Here is a 23,116-nt window from a genome sequence, read left to right on the forward strand (position 1 = left end):
TCAGGAAGGAAAAGCAACGGGAACAGGCAGCGCATCGTGGTACACCGGTGGCACACGCTGCGAGAGACCGGTGAGCAGCTCGTACGGTGACACCCCGCCGGCGTCCGCCACCATGCCCACCGTGAGGAGGTCGGCCCCGTCCCGACCGATGAGCGTGGCCACCTGACCGATGTCGCAGGGGACCCCCGTCACGTCAATCATGACCATGTCCATGGTGACCCGACCGACGACGGAGCAGCGCGTCCCGTTGATCAGTACCGTGCCGACGTTGGAAAGATGCCGGCGGTACCCATCGGCGTAGCCACAGGCGAGGGTGGCGATGCGCCGCATGCCTGCGGCGCGCCAGGTGGCCCCGTACGAGACCGACTCCCCCGGGTGCACATCCCGGAGGTCGATGACGCGCGCCCGCAGGTGCACCACCGGCAGCAGCCCCAACTGCTGGTCGAACATCCCCGCGTAGAGGGCAATCCCAGGACGGGCGAGATGGCCCGGGGATCCGTGGGAGCGGCTGGCGATGCCGCCGCTGTTGTCGCTGTGCCGCAATACGCCGGGTGACAGCACATCGGCCAGCGTTGCCAGGGACGCCGCGAAGCGCTCGTCCTGTTCGTCGCGCGACGGGAGCGATTCGTCGGCGGAATGGAAGTGCGTGAAGACGCCCTCGGGAGGGGCAGCCGCCACCGCGTCACGCAGGGCGGCGACACGGTCCCAGCGGACCCCGGCGCGCGCCATGCCGGTATCGATGGACAGGTGATACGGGGCCATGGTCAGGGAGCGCCAGGCGGCGACATCGGCGCCAACGTGCAGCGACGGCGTGACGTGGAGGGAGGCCGCGCGCGATAGCTCCGTTGGCAGCAGCGGTTGCAGGCAGACGATGCGGCCACGGCAGCCGGCGTCACGCAGGGCCTCGGCCTCGTCGAGGCTGGCAATGCCGACCCCCCACGGGGCGTCGTCACGGGACGGCTGATCACGGAAGGCCACGCCGAGCGCGCGGCACACGGCGATGGCGCCAATGCCGTAGCTGTCCGCCTTCACCATGGCCAGCAGCGGTACGCCGGCGCGGGCACGCAGCACGGCGGCATTGTGGCGCACAGCTGCGAGGTCTACATCGAGCCAGGCGCGGGCAGTGGGGTGGGCGGAGTGCGGCATAGCCCTTAAGAATAGCACACATCCTCGTCACGCCCCATCTCGCCCTGGTCCCATGTCCACCGACATCCCCCCTTTCGCTCCCGAGCCCTCGCCGCCGTCGGTGCCCGCGCCGGTGCCTGGGTCGGTGCCTGGGTCGGTGCCTGCGCCGCGCACGATGGACGACGCCCTGGCGCTCATGCGCGACCTGCGTGCCCGCTGCGAGTGGGATGCGGCGCAGACGCACCAGTCCCTGCGCCCCTACCTGATCGAGGAAGCGCACGAGGTGGACGACGCCATTGCGGGCGGCGACGACGGCGTGTTGCGAGACGAACTGGGGGACCTACTGCTGCAGGTGCTCTTTCACAGCGTGGTGGCCGAAGAGCGTGGCGCATTCGGCATGGCCGACGTGGCCGGTGCGCTCATCGCGAAGATGCATACGCGGCACCCGCACCTGTATGGCGACGGCATCAAGCGGAGTTGGGAGAGCATGAAGGCGGCCAAGGCGGCGCGCTCGACCCTCGAGGAGGGACTGCCGGCGGGGTTGCCCTCCCTGCACCGGGCGCACCGGCTGCAGGACCGAGCCGCGGGGGTGGGCTTCGACTGGGATGATGCCCTCGGCCCCCTCGCGAAGGTGCGGGAAGAGGTGGAGGAGGTGGCTGCGCTGATCGATCCCGCTACCGGTGCCGTGCACGATGCGGACGCGCTGGAGGCCGAACTGGGTGACCTGCTGTTCGCGGTGGTGAATCTCTGCCGCAAGACCGGTGTGCACGGCGCGTTGGCGCTCGACCGCACCAACGCCAAGTTCGTACGCCGCTATGCCACCATGGAGCGGCTCGCCCAGGCCGACGGGCGCCCCCTGCGCGAACTGACGCTCGAGGAACAGGACCGGTACTGGGATGCGGTGAAGCGCGAGGAGCGAGGGGAGGAGCGGTCGGACTGACGACCAGCAACTCGAACCACAAACTTCGAACTCCCCCGGCGATCGCGTGATGTCCGGGGGAGTTCGTTGTTCGGAGTTTCAGTTCCTGGTTCTCAGTTCTGCGGCTTATCTACTCCAACCTCACTTCCCCCTTACGGCGCGATCCGCCCCATGAGGCGCGGGAACGGAATGCACTCGCGGATGTGCTCGATGCCGCAGATCCACGCGATCGTACGCTCGAGGCCAAGGCCAAAGCCGGAGTGAGTGAAGGTGCCGTACTTGCGCAGGTCGAGGTACCAGCCGTAGGCCTCCATCGGCAGTCCTTCGTGAGAAAGACGCGCGAGGATCTTGTCGTAATCGTCCTCGCGCTGTGAGCCACCGATGATCTCGCCACGGCCTTCGGGCGCAAGCAGGTCGGCGCAGCGTACCGTGCGTGGATCGGCCGGGTTCTCCTTCATGTAGAACGCCTTGGCCTCCTTCGGGTAGTTCACCACGAAGACCGGGCGCTGGTACTCGTCCACGATCATCGCTTCGTCCGGCGCGCCGAGGTCGTCGCCCCAGGTGATTTCGCTGCCCTTGCTCTGCGCGAGCTTCACCGCGTCGCCGTAATCGAGGCGCACGAACGGCTGCGACACACAATCGAGCTTGCTGGTATCGCGCTCGAGGACCTTGAGCTCTTCCTGCCGCCGCTCGAGGACCCGCTCGACCAGATAGCGCACGAAGGCTTCCTGCAGGTCCATGTTGTCGTCCTGGTCGTACCACGCCATCTCCGGTTCGATCATCCAGAACTCGGTGAGGTGGCGGCGCGTCTTGCTCTTCTCGGCGCGGAAGGTGGGGCCGAAGGTGTAGATGCGCCCGAGCGCCGCGGCGAGCGCCTCGCCGTACAGCTGCCCGGTCTGCGCGAGGTAGGCCGTGCCCTCGTCGAAGTACTCCGTGCTGAAGAGCCCTGCCCGTTCGCCGATGGCGGCCGTCAGGATGGGCGTGTCGCAGCGGATGAAATCACGCGCGTAGAAGAAGTCGTGTACCGCCTGTTCGAGCTCATGCCGGACCCGCATGATCGCCACCTGGCGCTGGCTGCGCAGCCAGAAGGTGCGATTATCGAGCAGGAAGTCGATGCCGTGCTCCTTGGGCTGAATGGGGTAATCGAGCGGGCTGGTGCCGATGATCCCCAGCTCCTTCACCCCCATCTCGAAGCCACCGGGCGCGCGCGCATCGGCGCGCACGTCGCCGGTGAGGAGCACGCTGCACTCCTGGGTGAGCTGCCCGAACTGCTCCCATGCCGCCTCACTGACCTCGGCCTTCACCACCACGGCCTGCATGACCCCGGTACCGTCGCGCACGACGGCGAAGCCCAGCTTCCCCTTGGAGCGCAGATGGGTGACCCAGGCGCGCACGGTGACCGTGGCGCCGACATGGTGCTGCAGATCGGCAATGCGGGTGGTGGACGTGTTCACGGAGACGGCGGATAGCGGTTGAACGAGAGAATGCGCAGTGGCGGCGCCGCGTGAAGTATGCACCGCTACCCCACCCGGAAGTAGTCGAGGGCGCGGGCATAGCCCACCGTGAGCTGGTGCCGCAACGCCACATGGGCGGGGGCCTCGAGCTCCGGATCGTCCCGCAGCAGCCGGTCGGCGACCTGGCGTGCCGTGTCGTTCAAGGCGTCATCCCGCAGCAGATCGGCCACGCGGAACGCAGGCAAGCCGTGCTGCTTCGCCCCGAAGAGGTCGCCCATGCCGCGCAACTTCAGGTCGGCACGGGCAATCTCGAAACCGTCCTCCGTGGCGGCGAACAGACTCAGGCGCTCGGCGGCCTCGGTGCCCACATCACCCAGCAGGACGCAGTACGACTGTTCGGCCCCGCGCCCCACCCGTCCGCGCAGTTGATGCAGCTGCGACAACCCGAACCGTTCGGGGTGTTCGATGATCATGACCGTCGCGTTCCCCACGTCGATCCCCACCTCGATCACGGTGGTCGCCACGAGCACGTCGAGCTCACCGTCGCGAAAACGGCGCATGATGAGATCGCGCGCCTCGGCGGCCAGGCGTCCGTGCAGCAGCGCAACGCGCCGTGTGCTGAAGACGCCCCCCACGAGCGTGTCGTACATGACGGTCGCCGCCTTGAGATCGATCTTCTCGCTCGTTTCGATCAGAGGATACACCACGTAGACCTGCCGACCCGCGTCGAGCTGGCTATTGGCAAACTCGAACACCTTGGCGCGGCCGGTCTCCGGCCGTACCACGGTCGTGACCGGGTGCCGCCCCGGAGGCCGTTCGTCGAGCACGCTCACGTCGAGGTCACCGTACAGCGTCAGGGCCAGCGATCGCGGAATGGGCGTGGCGCTCATGAGCAGGACATCGGGGGCGTCGCCCTTGGCGCCCAAGATGGCGCGTTGCTCCACCCCGAACCGGTGCTGTTCATCGATGATCGCGAGCCCGAGGTTGGCAAAGGTCACGTCCTCCTGCAGCAGCGCGTGCGTGCCGATGGCGAGCACGGGTTCGTGGCTGGCCAGTCGCGTGAGCGCCGCGCGCTTCTCGCGCGCGCCCTGCCGACCCGTCAGCAGCACCGGGGTAATGCCGAGCGGCGCCAGCAGTCGCTCGATGCTGCGGGCATGCTGCTCGGCGAGCAGTTCGGTGGGTGCCATGAGCGCCACCTGGGCTCCGTTCTCCATGGCGAGGAGCGCGCTGAAGAGCGCCACCACGGTTTTTCCGGCCCCCACGTCGCCCTGCAGCAGGCGATGCATGCGACGCGGGCTCTCCATGTCGTGCACGATTTCACGAATGGCACGCACCTGGGCATGCGTGAGGGTATACGGAAGCGCCTCCCGCAACTTGGTGGTGAGATCCCGGCGATTCTCGAAAGCCCGACCGCTGCGCGCGGCCCGTGCCACCTGGTTGGCCTTGCGATGCAGCAACTGGACACAGAGCAGTTCTTCGTATGCCAACCGGGCGCGGCCCTGCATGGCCTCGGCGACGCTTGTCGGCCGGTGTACCATGCGCAGCGCCTGCGGTAGCGACGGGACCTGCGCCGCGTCGAGGATCCATGCCGGCAGCGGCTCGGTGACGAGCGGCAGGAGCGCGTCGAGATGCTGCTGCACCATGGCGCGCAGCAATCGCACCGACAGGCCTTCGGTGCTGGGATACACCGCCAGCACCCGTCCCTCGCCGGTCCCCTCCTCATCGGGACCGAGATTGACGAACTCCCGCGGCTGCAGGCGACGGCCGTGGAAGAACCGCACCGGGCCGGTGCACAACAGCCAGTCGTTCGTGTTGATGGTGCGATCGAGAAAGGGCTGCCCTGGCCAGGCGATCTCCAGCATGCCGCTGGCATCCTGCACCACGGCCTGAAACACGCGCAGCCCCTTGCGCGTGGGGAGCACGCCCTTGGCGATGACCTTGCCGAGTACGGTCACATCCGCCCCCACGTCGGCCTGCGCGCTGGGAGTGACGGTCGTGGCGTCTTCGTAGCGATGTGGCACATGGCGCAGCAGGTCGCCGGCCGTGATGATACCGATGCGCGCCAGACTGGCGGCGCGCGCCGGTCCCACCCCCTTGAGGTACGTGACCGGGGTGTCGAGCGTCAGGCGTGGTGCCGGACGCGCGGGCGGGCGTCGCCGACGCGCCTCCGCATCCGGGTCACCGCGCGACATCACGACTCGACCAGCTCCCGCGCGTACTCGCCGGCATCGAAGGGCTCGAGATCGCCGATCTGCTCGCCCAGCCCGACATACTTGACGGGCACGTTGAGCGCCTCGTGCACGGCCACGACGATGCCGCCCTTGGCCGTGCCATCGAGCTTGGTGACGACCACGCCCGTGACCGGCACCGCCGCCGAGAAGGTGCGCGCCTGCGACAGCGCGTTCTGACCGATGGTGCCATCGAGCACGAGCAGAATCTCGTGCGGTGCGTCGGGGAGCCGTTTACCGATCACCCGATGAATCTTGCGCAGCTCCGTCATCAGGTCGTCACTCGTGTGGAGGCGCCCCGCCGTATCCACGATGATCAGATCCACACCGCGGGTGATGCCGGCATCCACGGCGTCGTAGGCGACACTCGCCGGATCGCTCCCCGGCGCACCGCCCACAAAGTCCACGCCCGAGCGCTCGGCCCATACGCGTAACTGGTCGATGGCGCCGGCACGGAAGGTATCGGCAGCCCCGAGCAACACCCGCTTTCCCTGAGCACGGAAGGCCGCCGAGAGCTTGCCGATGAAGGTGGTCTTGCCGGCGCCGTTGACCCCGATCACCAGGAGCACGGTGGGGCCACCGGGGTTGAGGCGCAGTGCCGGATCGCTGTTGCCCTTGCGGAGCGCCGCTTCCACGCCGTCGGCCAGCGCCCGTCGGAACTCCTGCTCGGTCTTGACCTCGCCCCGCTTGTGGCGCCGTTCGACCTCGGCCACAAGCGCCAGCGACGTGGGGACACCGAAGTCGCTCTCGATGAGCAGCGTTTCGAGCTGCTCAAGCGAGCCGTCGTCCACTCCCCGGAAGAGCACGGACATGTCGGTGGTGACAACATCCTTGAAGCGCTGCCAGAGCGAGCGCTTGGGCACATCGTCCTTTCGGCGGAACAGTCGAGCCATCAGCCTCTATACCTTCGTCGGTGGATTAGTCGAAAGCCGCGCGTCAGCGCTGACCGGAAGACCGGCGCGCAATCCACTCGGCGCACAACAGCAGCAACGCCAGCACGAACGGCCAGCCGGCGTCGGCGAGCCGCGGTGTATCGGAGCCGGCAGCGCCGGCGGTGAGCGGCCCGGCGGCCACAGCCGGAGCCTTGGGCAGCCACTCCCGCGCCGCGTTCACGATGAGCACGCTGCGCCCGCCCGCGGTTTCCACGTCGTACACCGCAGCGGGCAACGCGGGCGTGGCCGTTTCGGCTCGGGCACCGAAGCGCAGCACGAGCGAGTCCGGCGCGGCGGGGAGCAGTGACGCGCCGCGGGCGGTCAGCCGCACGATCACCACGGAATCGGCACCGCCGCGGCGCCACGATACGGCATCGCCGGCGCGGATCACCCCGGGTACCGGGCGCGCAGCACGGACATCACCGCGACCCGCCGAAGCCCAGTCGAAGATGGCCCCCCAGAGCGCCGTAAAGGCCTCACGGCTGCGGCCACCGCGCAGTGCCCACCCGGCGTATCCCGAGCCGGAAACGACTACCGTGCGCATGCCGCCGGCCGACCGTGTGGATATGGCCGGTTGTGCCTCGCCTCGCTTGCTCAGGCGCACCGTGAGCACGGTCTCGTCTCCGCGCGCAGCCCCGGCGAGGGTCACCGGCGGGAGCGAGTCGAAGGGCAAGGCCGCCAGTGCGGCCATGAGCGGTGAGGCCGGGGCCGCCGCCGCATACCACTCGGGGGTGCGTGTGAGTTCGCCGGCGCGCGCGATCTGGGTGGGCGGTGCGGGGAGCCACAGCACACGTGAGGCCGTGGCGGCACCGGCGACGGGACGCCACGCGGTATCGCCGTGCACGATCAGCATCCCCGCGGTGGCAGCGCGCGCCTTGACCTCCGCCTCGGTAATGGGCGCCAACGCCCCCTCGACGCGCCAGACATTGGGGGCCAGCCGCAAGTAGGCGCGGGTGGGCACGTCGAGTGCACCACGCAGCACGGTGAGCGCTTCGCGCACATCGATATCGGGGGCGGTAGACACGAAGACGGCCGACGGCCGATCGCCCACTTCCATGGCCACGGCGAGCGTGTCATTGCGCCCTTCCGCGTCACCCGTGGACTCGACGATCGCCTGCACAACGGCCACGCGATCGCCGCGCGCAACGACCAGCGGGACGGTAAGGCGCGTGCTGGCAAACGGGGCCAACGGCGGCAGCGGGGAGGAAGCGGCTTCGCTGCCGTCCATGCGCAATCGCAGCATCCCCTCGGCCGTGGCCACGCCGCCCGCGACCACCGTGATGGCCGCCGAGACGGTATCGCCACCCGTTACCGAGTACGGCACGACGAGTTCCGCCACGGCCACATCGCGGCGCGGCGGCGTAGTGAGGCGCACCACCCGCGACCCCGGCGGCGCTTCGCGGAGCGCGTCGGCATCGTCGACTTCCCCATCGGTCACCAGGACGAGACTGCGCCCAAGTGATGCCGCCCGGTCGACGGCCGGTCGCGTACGGGACGCGCCGTCACGTGGTGTCGTGGCGGCGACCTCGTTGGCCGTGGCGTCGCGCAGCGAGTCCCCCACCAGCACGAGTGCGGCGTCGGTTGGCAGCGCGCGCAGCGCACTGTCTGCCACGGCCTGGCGCCAGCGCTGCACGAAGGTGCTTTCGTCACCCACGGCACGTCGCCACGACGCGGACACGTCGAGGGCAACGAGTGGTGCACGGGGAACGGTGCGCCCCATGGGGGCGCCAACGAGCAGCGCCGCCACCAGTGCCACGGCCGCGGCGCGCAGGGCGGCCAGCGCCCAGTGGCGTGCCGTGCCGTACGTGCGGCCGGCGCGCAGCGGCAGCCCGTACGCGAGCCAGGCCGCCAGCAGACCAAGCGCAATGGCTACGACCCAGCGAATCACAGAACGAAGCTCATGGGGGAGTCAGGCGGGGCATGCGGCGAAGAATGGGCACGGGGCAGAAGAATCGCGATTCCTCTGCCCCGCATGCTGGTTCGGTCGTTCGGCGGCGACGACGTGGTACACGAGATACGCCGTGTCTCGTCGTTCTGCTCGGTGGTCAGTCGCCGTTGGGGCGCGTGGAGACGGGACGCACAGCCAGCCGTGGCGTTGGATTCGCCAGCTCGGCGAAAAGCCGCGCTTTGAGCTCCTCGAAGGCGCGTCGCTGTGTTGCCGCAAGCGGCTCACCGCTCTGATTCTTGAGCGCGACACGCGGGTCGCGATGCACCCCGTTGACCAGGACCTCGAAGTGGAGATGCGGCGCCGTGGAGAGACCGGTGCTCCCCACCTGCCCGATGGTCTGGGCGATGCTGACCGACTGTCCGGAGCGGACGTTGATGGCCCTCAGATGGCCGTACCGGGTGACGAATCCGTTGGTGTGCCGGATTTCGATGGTCTTGCCGTAGCCACCCTTCCAGCCGGCAAAGAGCACGCGGCCATTGCCGAGCGCGCGCACCGGGGTGCCCGCGGCGGCGGCGTAGTCCATGCCCTGGTGCCGACGGAGCGTACCAAGAATGGGATGACGACGCAGGCCGAACACGCTGGAGATGCGGCGGAAGGCCAACGGCGCGCGCAGGAACGCCGCACGCATTGCCTTCCCTTCCCCGTCGAAATACGCCGGCCGATTCCCCTGCGTGAAGCGCATGGTTTCCACCGGCTTGCCGTCGACGGTAATGCGGGCTGCGATGATGTCTCCCGGCCGCACGAGGCCGTTCTCGGCGGTCTGTCGCTCGACGAGCACGCGGACGGAGTCGTTCTTCTGCAGGTCGCGGCTGAGGTCGACGCGATATTCGAGGATATCGGCCAAGGCGTAGGCCAACTCGGTGCGCTGCCGTTCCGGAAACGCCTGAGCGCCATCGGCCAAGGCGCCGGTGAGCGTGGAGGTGACCACCCCACCTACCACGACGGTATCGGTGGTCCACTGGAGCGTTTCCTCGCGCTCCACCCAGGGCTGACCGAAGAGGCGCGTAAAGCGGACGGCGCGATCAACGGCCAACTGCAGGACCACTTCGGACGCCCCCGAATCGGGGTCGACCTTGGTGGTGATGGTGGTGCCGGCGCGAACTTTTCGCGGGTCGAGTGCCGAGGCTACGCGGAGCGCCTCGGCGGCCTCTTCGGGTGCGAGGCCCGCACGCTCGAGGGCGACGGTGAGTGGTTCACCACGCCGGATGGTGTCGACCTTGAGCCGCCAGCGGGCGGCAACGGAAACGCGAGGCCCCGCCGCCAGAACACTGGCCGCGGGGCGCTCCTGAACAGGACGTCCCAGCGCGATGACAGCCGCTCCGATGCCCAGGCAACCGGCGGCGACGAGCAGCGTTCGCGTGGTGGTCAATCCATCTGTCTCCGAATGAACGTCGGGATTTCCATATCGTCGAGATCAGCACTCGGCGATGCGGACGCAGGCGGCACTCGCGGCGGGCGAGGGACAGCCCCTTCCCACGCAGGACGCGCGGGGGGCACCGCAGGTCTCGCCGGCGGCCGGGTCCCGGACGGGAACGGCAAAACGGAGGGCGCCTTGGCGGCAACGGGCTGAACGTCGGAATGTGCAGCAGCAGGCTGGCGAGCGGAAGGGCTGAACGCGCTGGTCGCGGTGGCGGCCGGCTGGGCGCCCTGCAGGTACCGGTCGAACCCGGTGGCGATGACCGTGACGCGGATCTCCCCCATCATGGCGGGCTCATGCACAGCGCCAAAGATGATTTCGGCATCATCGCCGACCGCATCGTGCACGATGTCGTTGATCTGGTGCACTTCGCCAAGGGTGAGGTCCTCACCGCCGGTGATGTTGACGAGGACGCCCGTGGCGCCGGAGATGGAGACGTTGTCGAGCAGCGGCGAGGCAATGGCCTGCTGCGCCGCCTCGACCGCGCGGTTCTCGCCGCGACCGATGCCGGTACCCATGAGCGCCGATCCGCCGTTCTGCATGACGGTGCGCACGTCGGCGAAGTCGACGTTCACCATGCCCGTTTCGCTGATGAGCACCGAGATGCCCTGCGTGGCGTGCAGCAGGACTTCGTCGGCCTTCTTGAGCGCCTCGTGGAAGGGAATGCCCTTGCCCACGACGGCGAGCAGGCGCTCGTTGGGCACGATGATCATCGTGTCCACGTGCTTGCGCATTTCGGCGATCCCCTCTTCGGCCTGGCGCATGCGCTTGCGCCCCTCGAAGAGGAACGGGCGGGTGACGATGCCGACCGTGAGCGCCCCGGCCTCACGGGCCAGTTGGCAGACGACCGGGGCCGCGCCGGTGCCGGTACCGCCGCCCATGCCGCAGGTGATGAACACCAGATCGGCATTGCCGAGGACGCGCTTGCAGTCTTCGCGGTTCTCTTCGATGGCCTGCCGACCGATCTCCGGCCGCGCCCCCGCGCCAAGACCGCGCGTGAGCTTCTTGCCGATCTGGATCTTGACGTCAGCCTTGGAGTTCGTGAGCGCCTGGGCGTCGGTATTGACCGAGATGAACTCGACCCCCTCGAGGTGCTCCTCGATCATGCGGTTCACGGCGTTGCCGCCACCGCCTCCAACACCCACCACCTTCATGCGGGCGTTCTGGGAAGCGCTCTCTTCGAACTCGAAGGTCATGCGGGGGAGCTCCATACGGGGCTTGGCGGGCACGGGGTGGAGGTCGGGAACGAGCCGGCGGTGGGGAGCCGGGCGTTCGTCGGGTCGGGTGCGGCGAGCTCCACCGGCTTCGGTGGACCGCGCTTCCGACCCGTGTGCAAATGTGGACGAAGCGATTGGAGGTGCGACAACTCCCCTAGAATACACGTTCGATTCTGCCGCGCAAGCACTGGATTTTGTTGAAGTTGGCGCTTTTTGATCGCCCCCGTGCGTGTCACAAATCGGGCCGGCCTTTATCCACAACCACCAATACCAAGACGGTTCGTGACCTTTCGCCGAGGCCTCGCCGTGTGGGCTTCGCAGGCGCGTGATATCGCCGCTCTGGAATGGGCGAACAGCCAGAGGTGCGCCCCCCGGAACCGCAAAACCCGAACGCGCCCCCCGAACCTGTCCAGTTCCGGGGTCTGCGTTCGGGTTCCGAGCGACGGCGTCCCGAGACTCAGGGCTTCGGCGACTCGATCACGTCGTTCCAGTTGATCAGGCTGTTGAAGACCATGCCGAACTCGCCGTGGTTCTGCCAACGGTAAATCGGGTTGTTCGCGAACAGGATGACTCGCCCCCGTCCCTTTACGGCCTGCGGGATGTCCACGGCGAACGGACGGTTCCGCAGTGAGTCGGCCCCGGTCATGAGCCCGGACAGCACCGCCTTGTCGCCACCGACATAGCGGGCCAGCACGTTCCCCTCGTCGGCAATGCCCACCGTGAACGGCGTCCCGCCCACGTACTTCACGGGAATGGTCGTCGTACCGACCCCGTAGAACACCGGATGCGCGGGGCGCGAGATGGTGGCCTCCACCAACGGGCGCTGCGCCGTGAGCCCCGGTACCGGACGCTTGTCCACGGTACGCGCCCACCCGAACTCGATGGGCAGCCGTGCGCTCTCCCCAATGGCGATGAGCGTGCCTCCCGCCTCGAGGAACGCCGCGATGGCGTCGACGCCCGCCTGCCCGAAGCCACCGGTGATGTCATCCGTTTCGCCATACATGCCAAGGAACTTGTACGTGGGATCCTTTCTGTACGGCACCGGGCGGGTCGCGGCTGCCTGCATCACGGTGTTCTTCGACAGGTTCTGCTCGGCCACAAGAATCACATCGTAGTCGCGGCGCAGATTGCCCTGACGCACCCGCTCCTTGTAGATGAGATCGAAGGGCACCTTGAACTCATCGAAGGTGAGCCGGTACCAGCCCAGGTTCTGCGTGCCACTCCACTGCGAGTAGATCGCCACGCGTGGTACGTCGGCATCGTGCGAGCGCACTGTCGGCGGCGAGGGGAGATAGCGTGCCGTGAGTCCGAGCGAGTCGACCAGCGTGCGGACCGCATTCGCATGCCTCGACTCGATGAGGAATGAGCCGGCCGGATACGTGGTGTCGCCGGCGGCGAACGACGCCTCGGCCACCTTCATGGGAATGCGGCGCAGGAGGTACCGGAAGGTGACCATGTGGTTGCTGCCCAGGTGCGCCACGGCGATGGTGTTGCCCCCGCTGCCGGAGAGTGTGCCCTTCGGAACGACCCTGTCGACGTTCGTCACCGGCGCGTTGAGGATGCCGGTGTCGGCCACCGCCACCACGTCCACGCCCATGGCGAAGCCCATGCTCCAGCCGCTGTCGTCGTAGGTGCTGAGTCGCGCGTCGGGGTAGTCCTGCCGCTCCAGCAGATTCTTGGCCAGGCGTCCATACGGCTGGTCGCGCTTGATGATGTACGAGCCGGCGGGATAGGTGGTGTTCCCTACCTTCACCGGCGCGGTGGCTTGACCGATCTCGATGCGCTGCACGCGCAGCAGATTCACCATCTCGGCCACACGCGTCATGTCGCGCTGCTTCGGAATGATGAACGCGTGCGGGGCACGCGCCCGGCCATCCGCGATGCTGTTACGCGTCTTCGTGTAGAAGTTCTCGAGCACCGTTTGCGGGAACATGCTCGCGAGCTGCAAGGCGGAGATCACCCCCGTCTGCATGTAGTTGGCATTCGAGCGGCGTGTGAACGTGGCCACGTCGTTGAAACCGATGGGAATGCCCCGATACCATTCGCGATCCTGTCCGCCGCCACGGCCAGTGGGCACCGGGCCCGTACCGCGCGCGCCACCACCCGTCGCCGCGGCGGCCGGCGTTTCCCCACGACGCGCAGCCGCCATGGCCGCACTGTCGAGATCACGCCCCGACTGCGTCTCGTACATCTTCATGAGCCCATTGTGGTTGTAGGCCACAGAGCCGAGATAGCCGGGCGACCAGCCGTCCATGAAGGCGTGGGTGTACACGCCAGGCATCCCCCACTTCGTCATTTGCGCGAGCTCCCAGTTGCCGAACCATGGCAGCTCCGCGAAGAGAATGGGATCGAGATTGGGGTTCTGCGGCGGCCCACCCGTGTAGGTGTACAGCAGCGGCAACGACTCGTGCAGGTCGTGCATGATGGGCGGGAAGGCCGTGAAGTACCAATCCACGATCGCGCGCATCTGCACCAGCTTGATGTTGATGTCGCGATTGTTGTCGTGGTACACATACTTGCCCCAATAGGGGAGCGGCCCGCCGAAGGCGGCCGGAGCCGCCGGCGCACTGGTGGTGGGACGCCGCGCGGAATCACTCGACGCGGCGGCGCCGGCCGCCGGTACCGATGCGACAGGCCGCGCCATGGACTGGTTGCGCAGGAACCAGTCCACGTTGCGATCGCGCCCGTCGGCATCGGCCGCCGGCGTGATCGACACGTACAGCTGTTCGCGAATCTGACTGATGATGGGCGACGTTTCGGCCGTCAGTCGATACGCCAACTCCATGAGCGTTTCCGACGGGCCCGTTTCGCCGGAGTGCAGGCCACCCATGAGGTGATAGTGCGGCTTGGTCTGCGCCAGCAGCGTCTTCACCTGCGCGTCGGTCATGCCGCGCGGATCGGCGATGCGCGCAAGGTTCTTTCGGTTCTCGGCGAGCTGCTGCATGTTCGCGTCGCTCGAGATCCAGACCACCACCAACTCGCGCCCTTCGTCGGAGCGGCCGATGGTTTCGACCTTCACGCGTGGCGAGGCTTTCTCGAGCGCGCGGTAGTAGGCGAGCTGCTTCTCGTAGTGGGTGAGAATGCGTGGGGCACCCACGTGGTAGCCGAGCACGTCGCGCGGGGTAGGAATGCCCGGCGCCAGCGGGAGGTGGTCAACGAGCGGGCTCGAATGACGCGGGTTGGCGAGCCACTCTCGCACGCTCTGCTCGTAGGTGGGATCCTGCTTCTGGTTCGGATCGCGCGTATCGAGCGAGCGTTGCTGTGCCGTCACGGCGAGGGGCGCCGCCAGCAGGAGGCCCGCCGCACAGCGGCGGAGCGTCGAAACGATGAGGGTCACGGGAGGAGTGGAAGGAGGGAAACCATCGCCTCCACTCTACGCGTGGGCGCGTCGCCCCGTTAGAAGAAGTCCTGCAGCCACGTTTTCACACGCGTGGCCAGCTTGTCCACGCCACCACCGCTGAGGGACGGCCGACGGGACACGACGCCGCCCAGCGCGGCGCGATGCGCGCCGTAGAGTGCCAGCCCGGTCACGGTGGAAAAGCGGGGGTCGGCCACATGCTCCACGAGGCCGTCCAGCTTGGCCCCCGGCATTCCCACCCGTACCCCCAGGCCAAAGACATCGGCGGCGAGTTCCGTGATGCCCTCGAGCGACGATCCGCCTCCCGTGAGCACGATGCCGGCGTTGAGCTTGCCCTGATAGCCCGCCTGCTGCACCTCTCGCACGACCTTGTCGAAGATCTCATCCATCCGCTGATGGATGATGTGCGTCATGAGTTCGCGTGAGATGTGCCGCTCGCCGTGTGTACCGGAGGGCGGCATGGCAATGACCTGCTCGGGGTCAATGAGCGGTTCATAGGCGCAGCCGTACGCTTCCTTGAGCTGCTCGGCGTCGTGCTGCGTGATGCCGAGCCCCTGCACCAGGTCGCTGGTGACATTGTTGCCGCCGTAGGGGATCGTGCCCAGATGCCGGATCTTGCCCTCGTGGAAGATGGCGAGATCGGTGGTGCCAGCGCCGAGCTCGACGAGCACGACCCCCAGCTCCTTCTCCTCTTCGGTGAGCACGGCCAGCGCGCTCGCGAGCGGTTCCAGCACGAGTTCGCGCGACTTGTACCCGGCCCGCTCGATAGCCTTGCGGAGGTTCATCGCCGGCGCGCTGCCGATGGTGACGAGATACATCTCGGTCTCGAGGCGCGTACCGATCATGCCCACGGGATCGCGAATGCCGTCGGCCTTGTCCACCCGGTATTCCTGCGGAATGGCGTGCAGCAGCTCGCGGTCCTGCGGAATGGCCATGGCGCGCGCCACTTCGTTCACGCGGTCCACATCGGCGCGCGTGATCTCGTCGCCGCTGATGGCAACGACACCCGTGGAGCACATGGCGCGCACATGCTCCCCGGCAATGCCCACGTAGAGTCCGTCGGGCTGTACGCCCGCCACACGTGACGCCTCTTCGACGGCGGCCCGGATGCTGCGGGTGGCCTCCTCGATATCGCTGACCACCCCGCGACGCAGCCCCATTGTGCGGGTGCTCCCCACTCCCAGCACCTTGAGCCGCGGAGCACGCGGCAGGTCACCGTGCACCGCCGCCACGATGGCAGTGGTGTGGGCGGTGCCAATATCGAGGGCGGCAACGATGGATTCGGACGTCATGGCTGTCTTGCGATCACCTGGTTACGGAAGCGCAGGTCGAGCTCCACGGCGCGCAGGCGGTTGCGCGCGAGGTCGGCTTCCACCGGTAATATGTCCTTGAACCGGTCCACGGTCACCTCGGGGGTGGTTCGCACCGTCACCTCACCGAGCTTGACCTGAAATTCGTCGGGCGCTCCGCGCGTGTGGACCCGCTCGGCGCGCTCCACTCGGCCATACAGCGCCGGCTCGTTGGCCCGAAGCCCGTCGAGCAGGTGCATGAGTGCACTGTCCGCGGTAGCCGAGAGCGGGACGTCCATGGGCACCCGGGTGGGATCGATGGGGAGCCGATGGCCGGCGCCGTCGACCGGGTCGAGGCGTCCGTCCTTGCGCCGCACCAGTGCCACCGGCTCCCGCTCCACCACCTGGACGAGGATCGTTCCCGGCAGCTGACGCTCCACCTGCGCACGCGCCACCAGCGGATGAGCTTCAAGCCGCTCGGCCAGCGGCGCGAGTTCCTGCCACACCGATTGCAGGGTATCCACCTTGAGCAGCGCCAGCGCCTCGCCACGCGGGGTATAGCGCATGCCCTCGAACACCACGCGACGCACGTGGAAGAAGTCGAGCCGTGCAAGCGCGCGCGGCCCCCACCACGGGCTGGCCAGGGTTGCCCCAACGGCGCAGGCGATGAGGGTGACGCGCACGATCCGTTGCCAGCGCGGCGGTTCGCCGGCACCGGAACGGTTCGGGGCACTCACCCCCGTGTCGAGGCTGCCAGCCGCCATGGTCAGTGGTGCGACGCCGTGGCGCGCAAGCGTTCGAGCAGTTCGGAGCCGGTCCGGGTGATGTCGCCGGCCCCCATGGTGAGCACTACATCCCCCTCACGGGCGAGGGCGTGGGCGTGAGCGGCCGCCTCGTGGCGCGGACCGCTCCAGCGCAGCACCCCCGAGGTCATACGCGCGCCAATCAGCGCCGAGGTGACCCCTGGCTCGGGGGTTTCGCGCGCACCGTAGATGTCGCAGAGCAGCACGACATCGGCGGCGCTCAGTGCCGCCGCGAACTCCGCCTGGAGATCCCGTGTGCGCGAATAGAGATGCGGCTGAAAGACGACCACGAGGCGGCGCGCCGGAAACGCGTGGCGCGCGGCCGCAATCGTGGCCTCCACTTCCGTGGGATGGTGCGCATAGTCGTCGACGACGTCGATGCCACGTTCGCATCCGAGGCGCTGGAAGCGGCGTTCGACCCCGCGAAACGCGGCGAGCCCTGGTGCCATGTCGCCGACCGTCGCCCCCAACGCCAACCCGGCGCCGATGGCCGCCAGCGCGTTGCGGACGTTGTGCAACCCGGGGACGGCGAGCTGCACCTTGCCAAGCGCTTCACCATCGAGCGACACGGCAAAGCGGGCGCCGGTGCCGTCGAGCACGAGGTCGTGCGCCACCAGGCGCGCATCGCCCGCCTGCGGTGCTGGTGCGGTGCCTGGCAGCGTGGCCGAATACGCGATGACGTCGCGGCTGGTGGCCACCCGCAGTGCCATCGCGCCCGCATCGTCGGCGCAGCGCACCAGCGCGCGCGCGGGCGAGAGAAACATCTCGAAGGCGCGGGTGATGTCGTCGAGATCGCGATAGATGTCGAGATGATCGGCCTCGACATTGAGCACGACGGCCACTTCCGGATGGAGCGCCAGGAACGAGCGATCGTACTCGTCGGCCTCCACCACGAAGGTGGAGCCACCGAGACGAAGATTGCCTCCCCAGAGTCCCACACGTCCGCCGACCACCCCGGTGGGATCACGACCGGCGCTGGCCAGTGCCTCGGTCGTCATGACCGTCGTGGTCGTCTTGCCGTGCGTCCCGGCAATCCCCACCAGCGTCCCGCCGCTGACCGCATCAGCCAGCGCTTCGGCTCGCCGCACCACGGCCAGTCCGGCGGCCCGGGCGGCCTGCATTTCGGGGTGCATGGCCGGAATGGCCGACGAGTACACGATGGCGCGCGCGGCGGCAACCATGTGCACATCATGCGGCGCCACGGTGATTCCATAGCGCGCCAGATCGGGGGCACCTGCGGGATTGGCATCGGTGCCCTGCACCGGTACGCCGCGGCGAGCGAGCAGCTCGGCCAGGGCGCTCATGCCCGCACCGGCGATGCCGATGAAGTGGACCGGCCGCGGATCGGCCGCATCGAGCAGCAGCGCGCGCGTGGGTGTGCTGTGTGGCGAGTCGGGGGACGGGGAGGGCATGCGGGAAATATGGCGGACTGGCCCGACGGTGCGAACTGCAGACGAGTCGGTACCAGTCCGCCGACTAGGCGGTGCGGCCAATGAGTCGCAGCAGATCGCGCGCGATGGCGTCGGCGGCATCGGGGCGCGCGCGCCGCGCCGCCGCTTCCTGCATGGATTGCATCCGCGCCGGGTCGTCGCGCAATTCGCGCACGGCGCGATCGAGCTGCTCTGCCGACAGTTCCGACTGCGGCAGGTGAATGGCTGCGCCCGCTACCGCCGTGGCGCGCGCATTGTGCGCCTGGTGATCCTGTGCCGCCGTGGGGAGTGGCACCAGTACCGGAGGTATGCCCCACGCACACAGCTCCGCAATGGACATGGCGCCGGCCCGCGAGACCGCCATGTCGGCGGCGGCATACGCCTCCGAGATGGGCGCCAGATACGGGCGCACGCGTACCAGCGGCCCTTCATACTCGGCGTATGCGGCTGCCTGCTGCCGGCCGGTGGCCCAAATGAGTCCGAGGCCAGGCGGGAGCCCACGCTGCACCCACGCCGCCACCGTGTCGTTGATCGCGCGTGCGCCCTGGCTGCCCCCCACCACCAGCACCACGAACGAGGCCTCCTGCAGCCCCCACGCGCGCCGTGCCTCAGCTCGCGCCAGGCGTGGCACCGGCGGTGGCTCGATGGGGCAGCCAAAGGCGTGGACGGTGGCGCCAGCCGCGGGTGAAAGTCGCGCAGCGGCCTCGGGAAAGCCGAGATAGAGGGCGCGGGCACCGCCAGCAAAGGCGCGCGTGGTGAGGCCGGGATGACTGTCCGGCTCGTGCAGAATGGTGGGCACGCCGTGGCCGCGTCCCCAGGCGAGTGCCACCCCCGCCGCGTAACCGCCCGTTCCCACGATCGCGGCCGGCCACTGTTCGCGCGCCAACGCACTGAGCCCACGCCACGCCGACACGCCGCCGGCAAGCGTCTTCCAATTCTGCCACGGCCGCTGCCGGTACAGCGGATGCAGATCGAGCAACGTGTACGGAAACCCCGACGTGGGCAGCACCTCGCGCTCGACGCCCCGCTGGGCGCCAATGAAGTGCGGGTGCACCGCGGGGTCGAGTCGCACGAGGGCCCGGGCAATGGCCAGACCGGGATAGAGATGGCCGCCCGTGCCCCCGCCGGCAAACAGCACGCGGGTGCTCACGGGCACGCACTCACGGCAACGCCCCTCACGTACGCGGCGCCACCAGTGGATCGGTAGCCGCTACGCCGTATACGCGCTCCCGCTCGCTGCCGATGTTCACGAGCATGCCGGTCATGGCGAGCGTGAGCACGAGATTGGAGCGCCCGTAGCTCACGAACGGCAGCGTGAGGCCGGTGTTGGGAAGCAGGCCGATCACGACACCGAGATGGATGAACGCGGTAAACACAGTGGTGAAGGTGAGCCCCACCGCCACCAAGGTGAGAAACGGTGACCGGGCGTTTCTGGCAATGCGAAAGCCGATCCATCCATACAGGGCAAACAGCACTGTGATGCCCGCCAAGCCAACGAAGCCGAACTCCTCGCCCACGATGGAGCCGATGAAGTCGCTTTGCGCAAGGGGTAGCCATCCGCGCTGCTGGTTGCCCTGCCCGAAGCCCACCCCTAGCAGCCCCCCGGAACCGACCGCGACAAAGGACTGGTATTGCTGATCGCCCGTGGGACTCTTGCGTTCGCTCGATGCCTGTTCCCCTTCCATGAAGCTGCGAATGCGTTCCCTCACATATGGGCTCTGCGACAGCTGGAAGGAGACGAGCGCCAGGCCAAGCGCACCGAACATCACGAAATGCGCAATGCGCGCCCCCCCCACGAACAGCAGGACCGCCGTGAGCAGGCAGAACATCATGGCCACCGAGTAGTCGGGTTCGAGGATGGCCAGCACACTGAGCGTGCCGATCACGACGGCGAAGGGCATGAGCCCCTTGCCGACGCGCCGTACGACCTCACCCTTCTTGACCAGCAGCATGGGCGTCCACACGAGAATCGCGAACTTGGCGAACTCGGAGGGCTGGAGCGAACCGCCGAACAGATGACGCCGCGAGCCGTTCACCTTGCCGGTGAACAGCACGGCGATCATGAGCAGGATACTGAGCAGCATGAGCGGCCAGGCCAGCTGTCGCCATCGTTCGGCATCGATCTTGGCCAGCACGGCGAAGGCGAGGATTCCCACGAGCGCGCCGGTGGCCTGCCGCAGCACGTAGTAATGACCGGGCTGATCCTTGGCGACGGCCACGAGGGCGCTCGCGCTGAAGAGCACCGCCAGGCCCACACTGAGCAGGATGGCGGTCACGAGCACGAGCGCGCGCCCCTCGAGCGACATGCGCCACCGTTCGCGCGTTCCCGCCAGCGCCGAGGCCCGCGCGGCACCCACGCCGCCCCCGCCGACCGCGCCAGCCGGGTCGAATGTCGCGCCGAGGCCGGTCATGCGATGACCTGCGCCAGTCTGGTAAACTCCCGTCCGCGCTCCTCGAAGTTTCGGAACATGTCGTAGCTCGAGCAGGCGGGTGACAGGAGGATGACATCACCGGTCTGCGCGGCCCCGCGAGCCACGCGCAGCACCGATTCGAAGTCGGTACCGGCGGGCAGCAGCTGCACAGGCACCTGCCCCTCAAGCGGCCCCGCGAGGTCGGCCGCGATCTGCGGCCCGGCCTCACCGAACGCCACAACGGCGCGCGCGATTCGGCGCAGTTCCGGTGCCAGCGTGGTGTAGGGCTCCCCCTTGTGACGACCACCGAGCAGCAGCACGGTGGGCCGCGTCATGCCGGCCACGGCCACCTGCGTGGAGGCGACGTTGGTGGCCTTGGAGTCGTTGATCCAGCGGATGCCCGCGTACTCCCCCACGGGTTCCAACCGGTGTGCGAGCGCCCCGAACTCGCGGAGCGCGCGGGCGAGCGTGGCTCGCGCCGCGGGTGTGCGGTGGGCCTCGTCGGCCACCATGACGGCGAGCAGCGCCGCCAAGGCGTTGGCGACGTTGTGATCACCTGCGAGCGCCAGTTCGTCGCGCTTCAGGAGGGGGGCCCCCAAGACGTGCAGTTCATCGCGCTCGCGATCGAGCCAGGCATCCACATCGCAGCGCTGCGTCGAGAAGTGGTACCAATGGCCCGGCACCCCACGCACGAGCTGGTGCACGTCGGTATTGTCGGCCGTGGTGACCCAGCGGGATGCCAGCGTGGCGTTGGCGAACAGCCGCTTCTTGTCGGCATAATACGTGTTCACGCTCTCGTAGCGATCGAGATGATCGGGGCTGAGCGTGGTGAGCACACCGACGTCGGGAAGGAGTCCGGGCGTATCGTGCAGCTGGAAGCTGGAGATCTCGAGCGCGGCCCACGTTGGCGGATGCTCGCGCAGCGCCAGCTCGGACACCGGCGTGCCGATGTTGCCGACCTCGGGGGCGTCGTGCCCGAGCGCGCGCAGCAGGTGCCCCACCATGGCGGTGGTCGTCGTCTTGCCATTGGTGCCGGTGGTGGCGATGTAGCGCAGCGCGGGCGTGAGACGCAGCGCCACCTCCACCTCGCTCACGATCGGGATGCCGGCGGCCAGTGCGGTGCGCAGCGGCGGCGCCGTTGGCGGTACGCCGGGGCTGACCACGAGCACGGCAGCATGAGCCAGCCGTTCGAGATTGTGCTGGCCCACGTCCACGCTGGCCCCTTCGCGTTCGAGCAGCGCCGCCGCCTCGCGCAGCGCCGGGGTGCTCCCCGCATCGGACGCATACACCGACACGCCTGCCTTGCGCAGCAGACGCGCCGCCGCAACCCCGCTGCGGCCAAGACCAATGATGGCGAATTCGCCGGTGCGTTCAGCGAGCCGCCGAGCCACGATCGAGGCGACTTCCTGGGGAGTGTTCGACATGGCGTCTCCGTCAGCGCAGCTTCAGGGTGCTGAGCGCGAGGATGGCGCACAGGATGCCGATGATCCAGAAGCGGATCACCACCTGTGTTTCCGGCCATCCCTTCATCTCGAAATGATGGTGCAAGGGGGCGCGAAGAAACACGCGATGCTTCTGCGCGTACTCAAGACCGTACTTCTTGCGGCGATACTTGAACATGGTCCGTTGCAGAATCACCGACACCGTTTCGGCGACGAACACCGCGCCCACGAAGAGCAGCAGGAACTCGCTCTTGAGCAGAATGGCGATCGCGCCCACGGCGCCGCCCAAAGCCAGCGAGCCGGTGTCACCCATGAACACCTGGGCCGGGTGCGCATTGTACCACAGGAAGCCGATGCACGCGCCCACGACCGCCGCGCAGAACACCGTGAGCTCACCGGCGCCGCTCAGGTAGAACACCTGCAGATACCCGCTGGTATCCACGCGGCCAAGCACGTAGGCGAAGAGGCCGAGCGTGAGGACGGCGATAGCCACCAGACCGGACGACAGTCCATCGAGACCGTCGGTGAGATTCACGGCGTTGCTCACGCCGGTGAGAATGAAGGTGACCCACGGGATGTACAGCCACGCCGCCCAGCTCACCGCCGGTACGATCAGGACGTACTTGAAGAACGGTAGCGTGGTGCTCGCCCCGGGCAGTGTGGAGATGGGATCGAGCAGCAAATATGCGCCGAGCCCCAAACCACAGATCACCTGCCCCGCGAGCTTGTATCGCTCCACCAGCCCTTCGTTCTTGAGCCCTTCGCGCTTCTGCTTGAGCTTGAGGTAGTCGTCGAGAAAACCGATGCCCCCCATCCAGGCCGTGACGGCCACGGCGAGCACCACATACCGATTGTCGAGCCGCGCCCACAGCAGCACCGGCAGAAACGTCGCGACGAGGATGATGAAGCCCCCCATCGTGGGTGTGGTGCCCTTGCCGGCGTGCGTGTCGGGAGTGCCCGCGCGCACCACCTGATGCACCGCCATGTCGCGCAAGCGGCGAATGATGGCCGGCCCGAAAAGGAAACACACCAGCAGCGCCGTGACGAAGGCGGCGCCGGCGCGGACGGTGATGTAGTTGAGCAGGTTCAGCACGCTGATGTCGCGTGCGAGCGGTTGCAGCAGGAAGTAGAGCACGCTGGATG

15 protein-coding genes and 1 pseudogene are annotated in these 23,116 nt (G+C 68.1%); 1 reads left to right on the forward strand and 15 read right to left on the reverse strand.

What is annotated here, in order from left to right; all coding sequences use genetic code 11:
* Positions 1–1,146 (reverse strand): alanine racemase, encoded by a 1,146-nt coding sequence (gene alr / locus O9271_RS08190; protein WP_298268161.1) that lies wholly within the window; start codon positions 1,144–1,146, stop codon positions 1–3.
* Between the two features lie 52 nt (positions 1,147–1,198).
* On the opposite strand from alr, the gene mazG reads away from it, so the two are divergent.
* Positions 1,199–2,065, forward strand: coding sequence for a nucleoside triphosphate pyrophosphohydrolase (gene mazG / locus O9271_RS08195; protein ID WP_298268163.1), 867 nt, complete (start codon positions 1,199–1,201; stop codon positions 2,063–2,065).
* 131 nt (positions 2,066–2,196) lie between these two features.
* On the opposite strand, the gene asnS is transcribed toward mazG, so the two are convergent.
* The 14 genes and pseudogenes from asnS to mraY form a co-directional block, all read right to left on the reverse strand.
* Positions 2,197–3,498, reverse strand: a complete 1,302-nt coding sequence (gene asnS, locus O9271_RS08200; protein WP_298268165.1) for an asparagine--tRNA ligase — start codon at positions 3,496–3,498, stop codon at positions 2,197–2,199.
* A 65-nt stretch (positions 3,499–3,563) separates the two neighbouring features.
* Positions 3,564–5,690 (reverse strand): ATP-dependent DNA helicase RecG, encoded by a 2,127-nt coding sequence (recG, locus tag O9271_RS08205; RefSeq protein ID WP_298269299.1) that lies wholly within the window; start codon positions 5,688–5,690, stop codon positions 3,564–3,566.
* Positions 5,690–6,619 carry a signal recognition particle-docking protein FtsY gene (ftsY, locus tag O9271_RS08210; protein WP_298268168.1) on the reverse strand — a complete coding sequence of 310 codons (930 nt, stop codon included), beginning with the start codon at positions 6,617–6,619 and terminating at the stop codon, positions 5,690–5,692. The genes recG and ftsY overlap by 1 nt, the downstream gene beginning before the upstream one ends.
* Positions 6,620–6,662: 43 nt before the next feature.
* Entirely contained in the window at positions 6,663–8,546 is a 1,884-nt protein-coding gene (locus tag O9271_RS08215) for a hypothetical protein (RefSeq protein ID WP_298268172.1), read from the reverse strand.
* A gap of 157 nt (positions 8,547–8,703) precedes the next feature.
* Positions 8,704–9,975: a M23 family metallopeptidase gene (locus O9271_RS08220; RefSeq protein ID WP_298268175.1), complete on the reverse strand. Its 1,272-nt coding sequence runs from the start codon at positions 9,973–9,975 to the stop codon at positions 8,704–8,706.
* Positions 9,972–11,219, reverse strand: coding sequence for a cell division protein FtsZ (gene ftsZ, locus O9271_RS08225; RefSeq protein ID WP_298268178.1), 1,248 nt, complete (start codon positions 11,217–11,219; stop codon positions 9,972–9,974). Before ftsZ ends, O9271_RS08220 begins: the two co-directional genes overlap by 4 nt.
* A 478-nt stretch (positions 11,220–11,697) precedes the next feature.
* Entirely contained in the window at positions 11,698–14,577 is a 2,880-nt protein-coding gene (locus O9271_RS08230; RefSeq protein WP_298268181.1) for a M14 family zinc carboxypeptidase, read from the reverse strand.
* A gap of 59 nt (positions 14,578–14,636) precedes the next feature.
* Positions 14,637–15,890: a cell division protein FtsA gene (ftsA, locus tag O9271_RS08235; RefSeq protein WP_298268185.1), complete on the reverse strand. Its 1,254-nt coding sequence runs from the start codon at positions 15,888–15,890 to the stop codon at positions 14,637–14,639.
* A gap of 374 nt (positions 15,891–16,264) precedes the next feature.
* Positions 16,265–16,651: pseudogene (locus O9271_RS18450) on the reverse strand (FtsQ-type POTRA domain-containing protein); the annotation flags it as partial.
* A 2-nt stretch (positions 16,652–16,653) separates the two neighbouring features.
* Positions 16,654–18,102: a UDP-N-acetylmuramate--L-alanine ligase gene (murC, locus tag O9271_RS08245; RefSeq protein ID WP_298268190.1), complete on the reverse strand. Its 1,449-nt coding sequence runs from the start codon at positions 18,100–18,102 to the stop codon at positions 16,654–16,656.
* A gap of 64 nt (positions 18,103–18,166) precedes the next feature.
* Positions 18,167–19,270, reverse strand: a complete 1,104-nt coding sequence (locus tag O9271_RS08250) for a glycosyltransferase (RefSeq protein ID WP_298268193.1) — start codon at positions 19,268–19,270, stop codon at positions 18,167–18,169.
* Between the two features lie 25 nt (positions 19,271–19,295).
* Entirely contained in the window at positions 19,296–20,531 is a 1,236-nt protein-coding gene (locus tag O9271_RS08255) for an FtsW/RodA/SpoVE family cell cycle protein (RefSeq protein ID WP_298268195.1), read from the reverse strand.
* Positions 20,528–21,955: a UDP-N-acetylmuramoyl-L-alanine--D-glutamate ligase gene (gene murD / locus O9271_RS08260; RefSeq protein WP_298268197.1), complete on the reverse strand. Its 1,428-nt coding sequence runs from the start codon at positions 21,953–21,955 to the stop codon at positions 20,528–20,530. Before murD ends, O9271_RS08255 begins: the two co-directional genes overlap by 4 nt.
* Positions 21,956–21,965: 10 nt before the next feature.
* Positions 21,966–23,108 (reverse strand): phospho-N-acetylmuramoyl-pentapeptide-transferase, encoded by a 1,143-nt coding sequence (gene mraY / locus O9271_RS08265; RefSeq protein ID WP_298268199.1) that lies wholly within the window; start codon positions 23,106–23,108, stop codon positions 21,966–21,968.
* Positions 23,109–23,116 lie beyond the last annotated feature (8 nt).

This window comes from Gemmatimonas sp. (assembly GCF_027531815.1).
GTDB lineage: Bacteria > Gemmatimonadota > Gemmatimonadetes > Gemmatimonadales > Gemmatimonadaceae > Gemmatimonas.

Excerpts from the sequence above, each read along its gene's own strand:
- alr (WP_298268161.1), bottom strand. The coding sequence starts at position 1,146 with ATGCCGCACTCCGCCCACCCCACTGCCCGCGCCTGGCTCGATGTAGAC.
- mazG (WP_298268163.1), top strand. The coding sequence starts at position 1,199 with ATGTCCACCGACATCCCCCCTTTCGCTCCCGAGCCCTCGCCGCCGTCG.
- recG (WP_298269299.1), bottom strand. The coding sequence starts at position 5,690 with ATGTCGCGCGGTGACCCGGATGCGGAGGCGCGTCGGCGACGCCCGCCC.
- ftsY (WP_298268168.1), bottom strand. The coding sequence starts at position 6,619 with ATGGCTCGACTGTTCCGCCGAAAGGACGATGTGCCCAAGCGCTCGCTC.
- ftsZ (WP_298268178.1), bottom strand. The coding sequence starts at position 11,219 with ATGACCTTCGAGTTCGAAGAGAGCGCTTCCCAGAACGCCCGCATGAAG.
- ftsA (WP_298268185.1), bottom strand. The coding sequence starts at position 15,890 with ATGACGTCCGAATCCATCGTTGCCGCCCTCGATATTGGCACCGCCCAC.
- murC (WP_298268190.1), bottom strand. The coding sequence starts at position 18,102 with ATGCCCTCCCCGTCCCCCGACTCGCCACACAGCACACCCACGCGCGCG.
- O9271_RS08255 (WP_298268195.1), bottom strand. The coding sequence starts at position 20,531 with ATGACCGGCCTCGGCGCGACATTCGACCCGGCTGGCGCGGTCGGCGGG.
- murD (WP_298268197.1), bottom strand. The coding sequence starts at position 21,955 with ATGTCGAACACTCCCCAGGAAGTCGCCTCGATCGTGGCTCGGCGGCTC.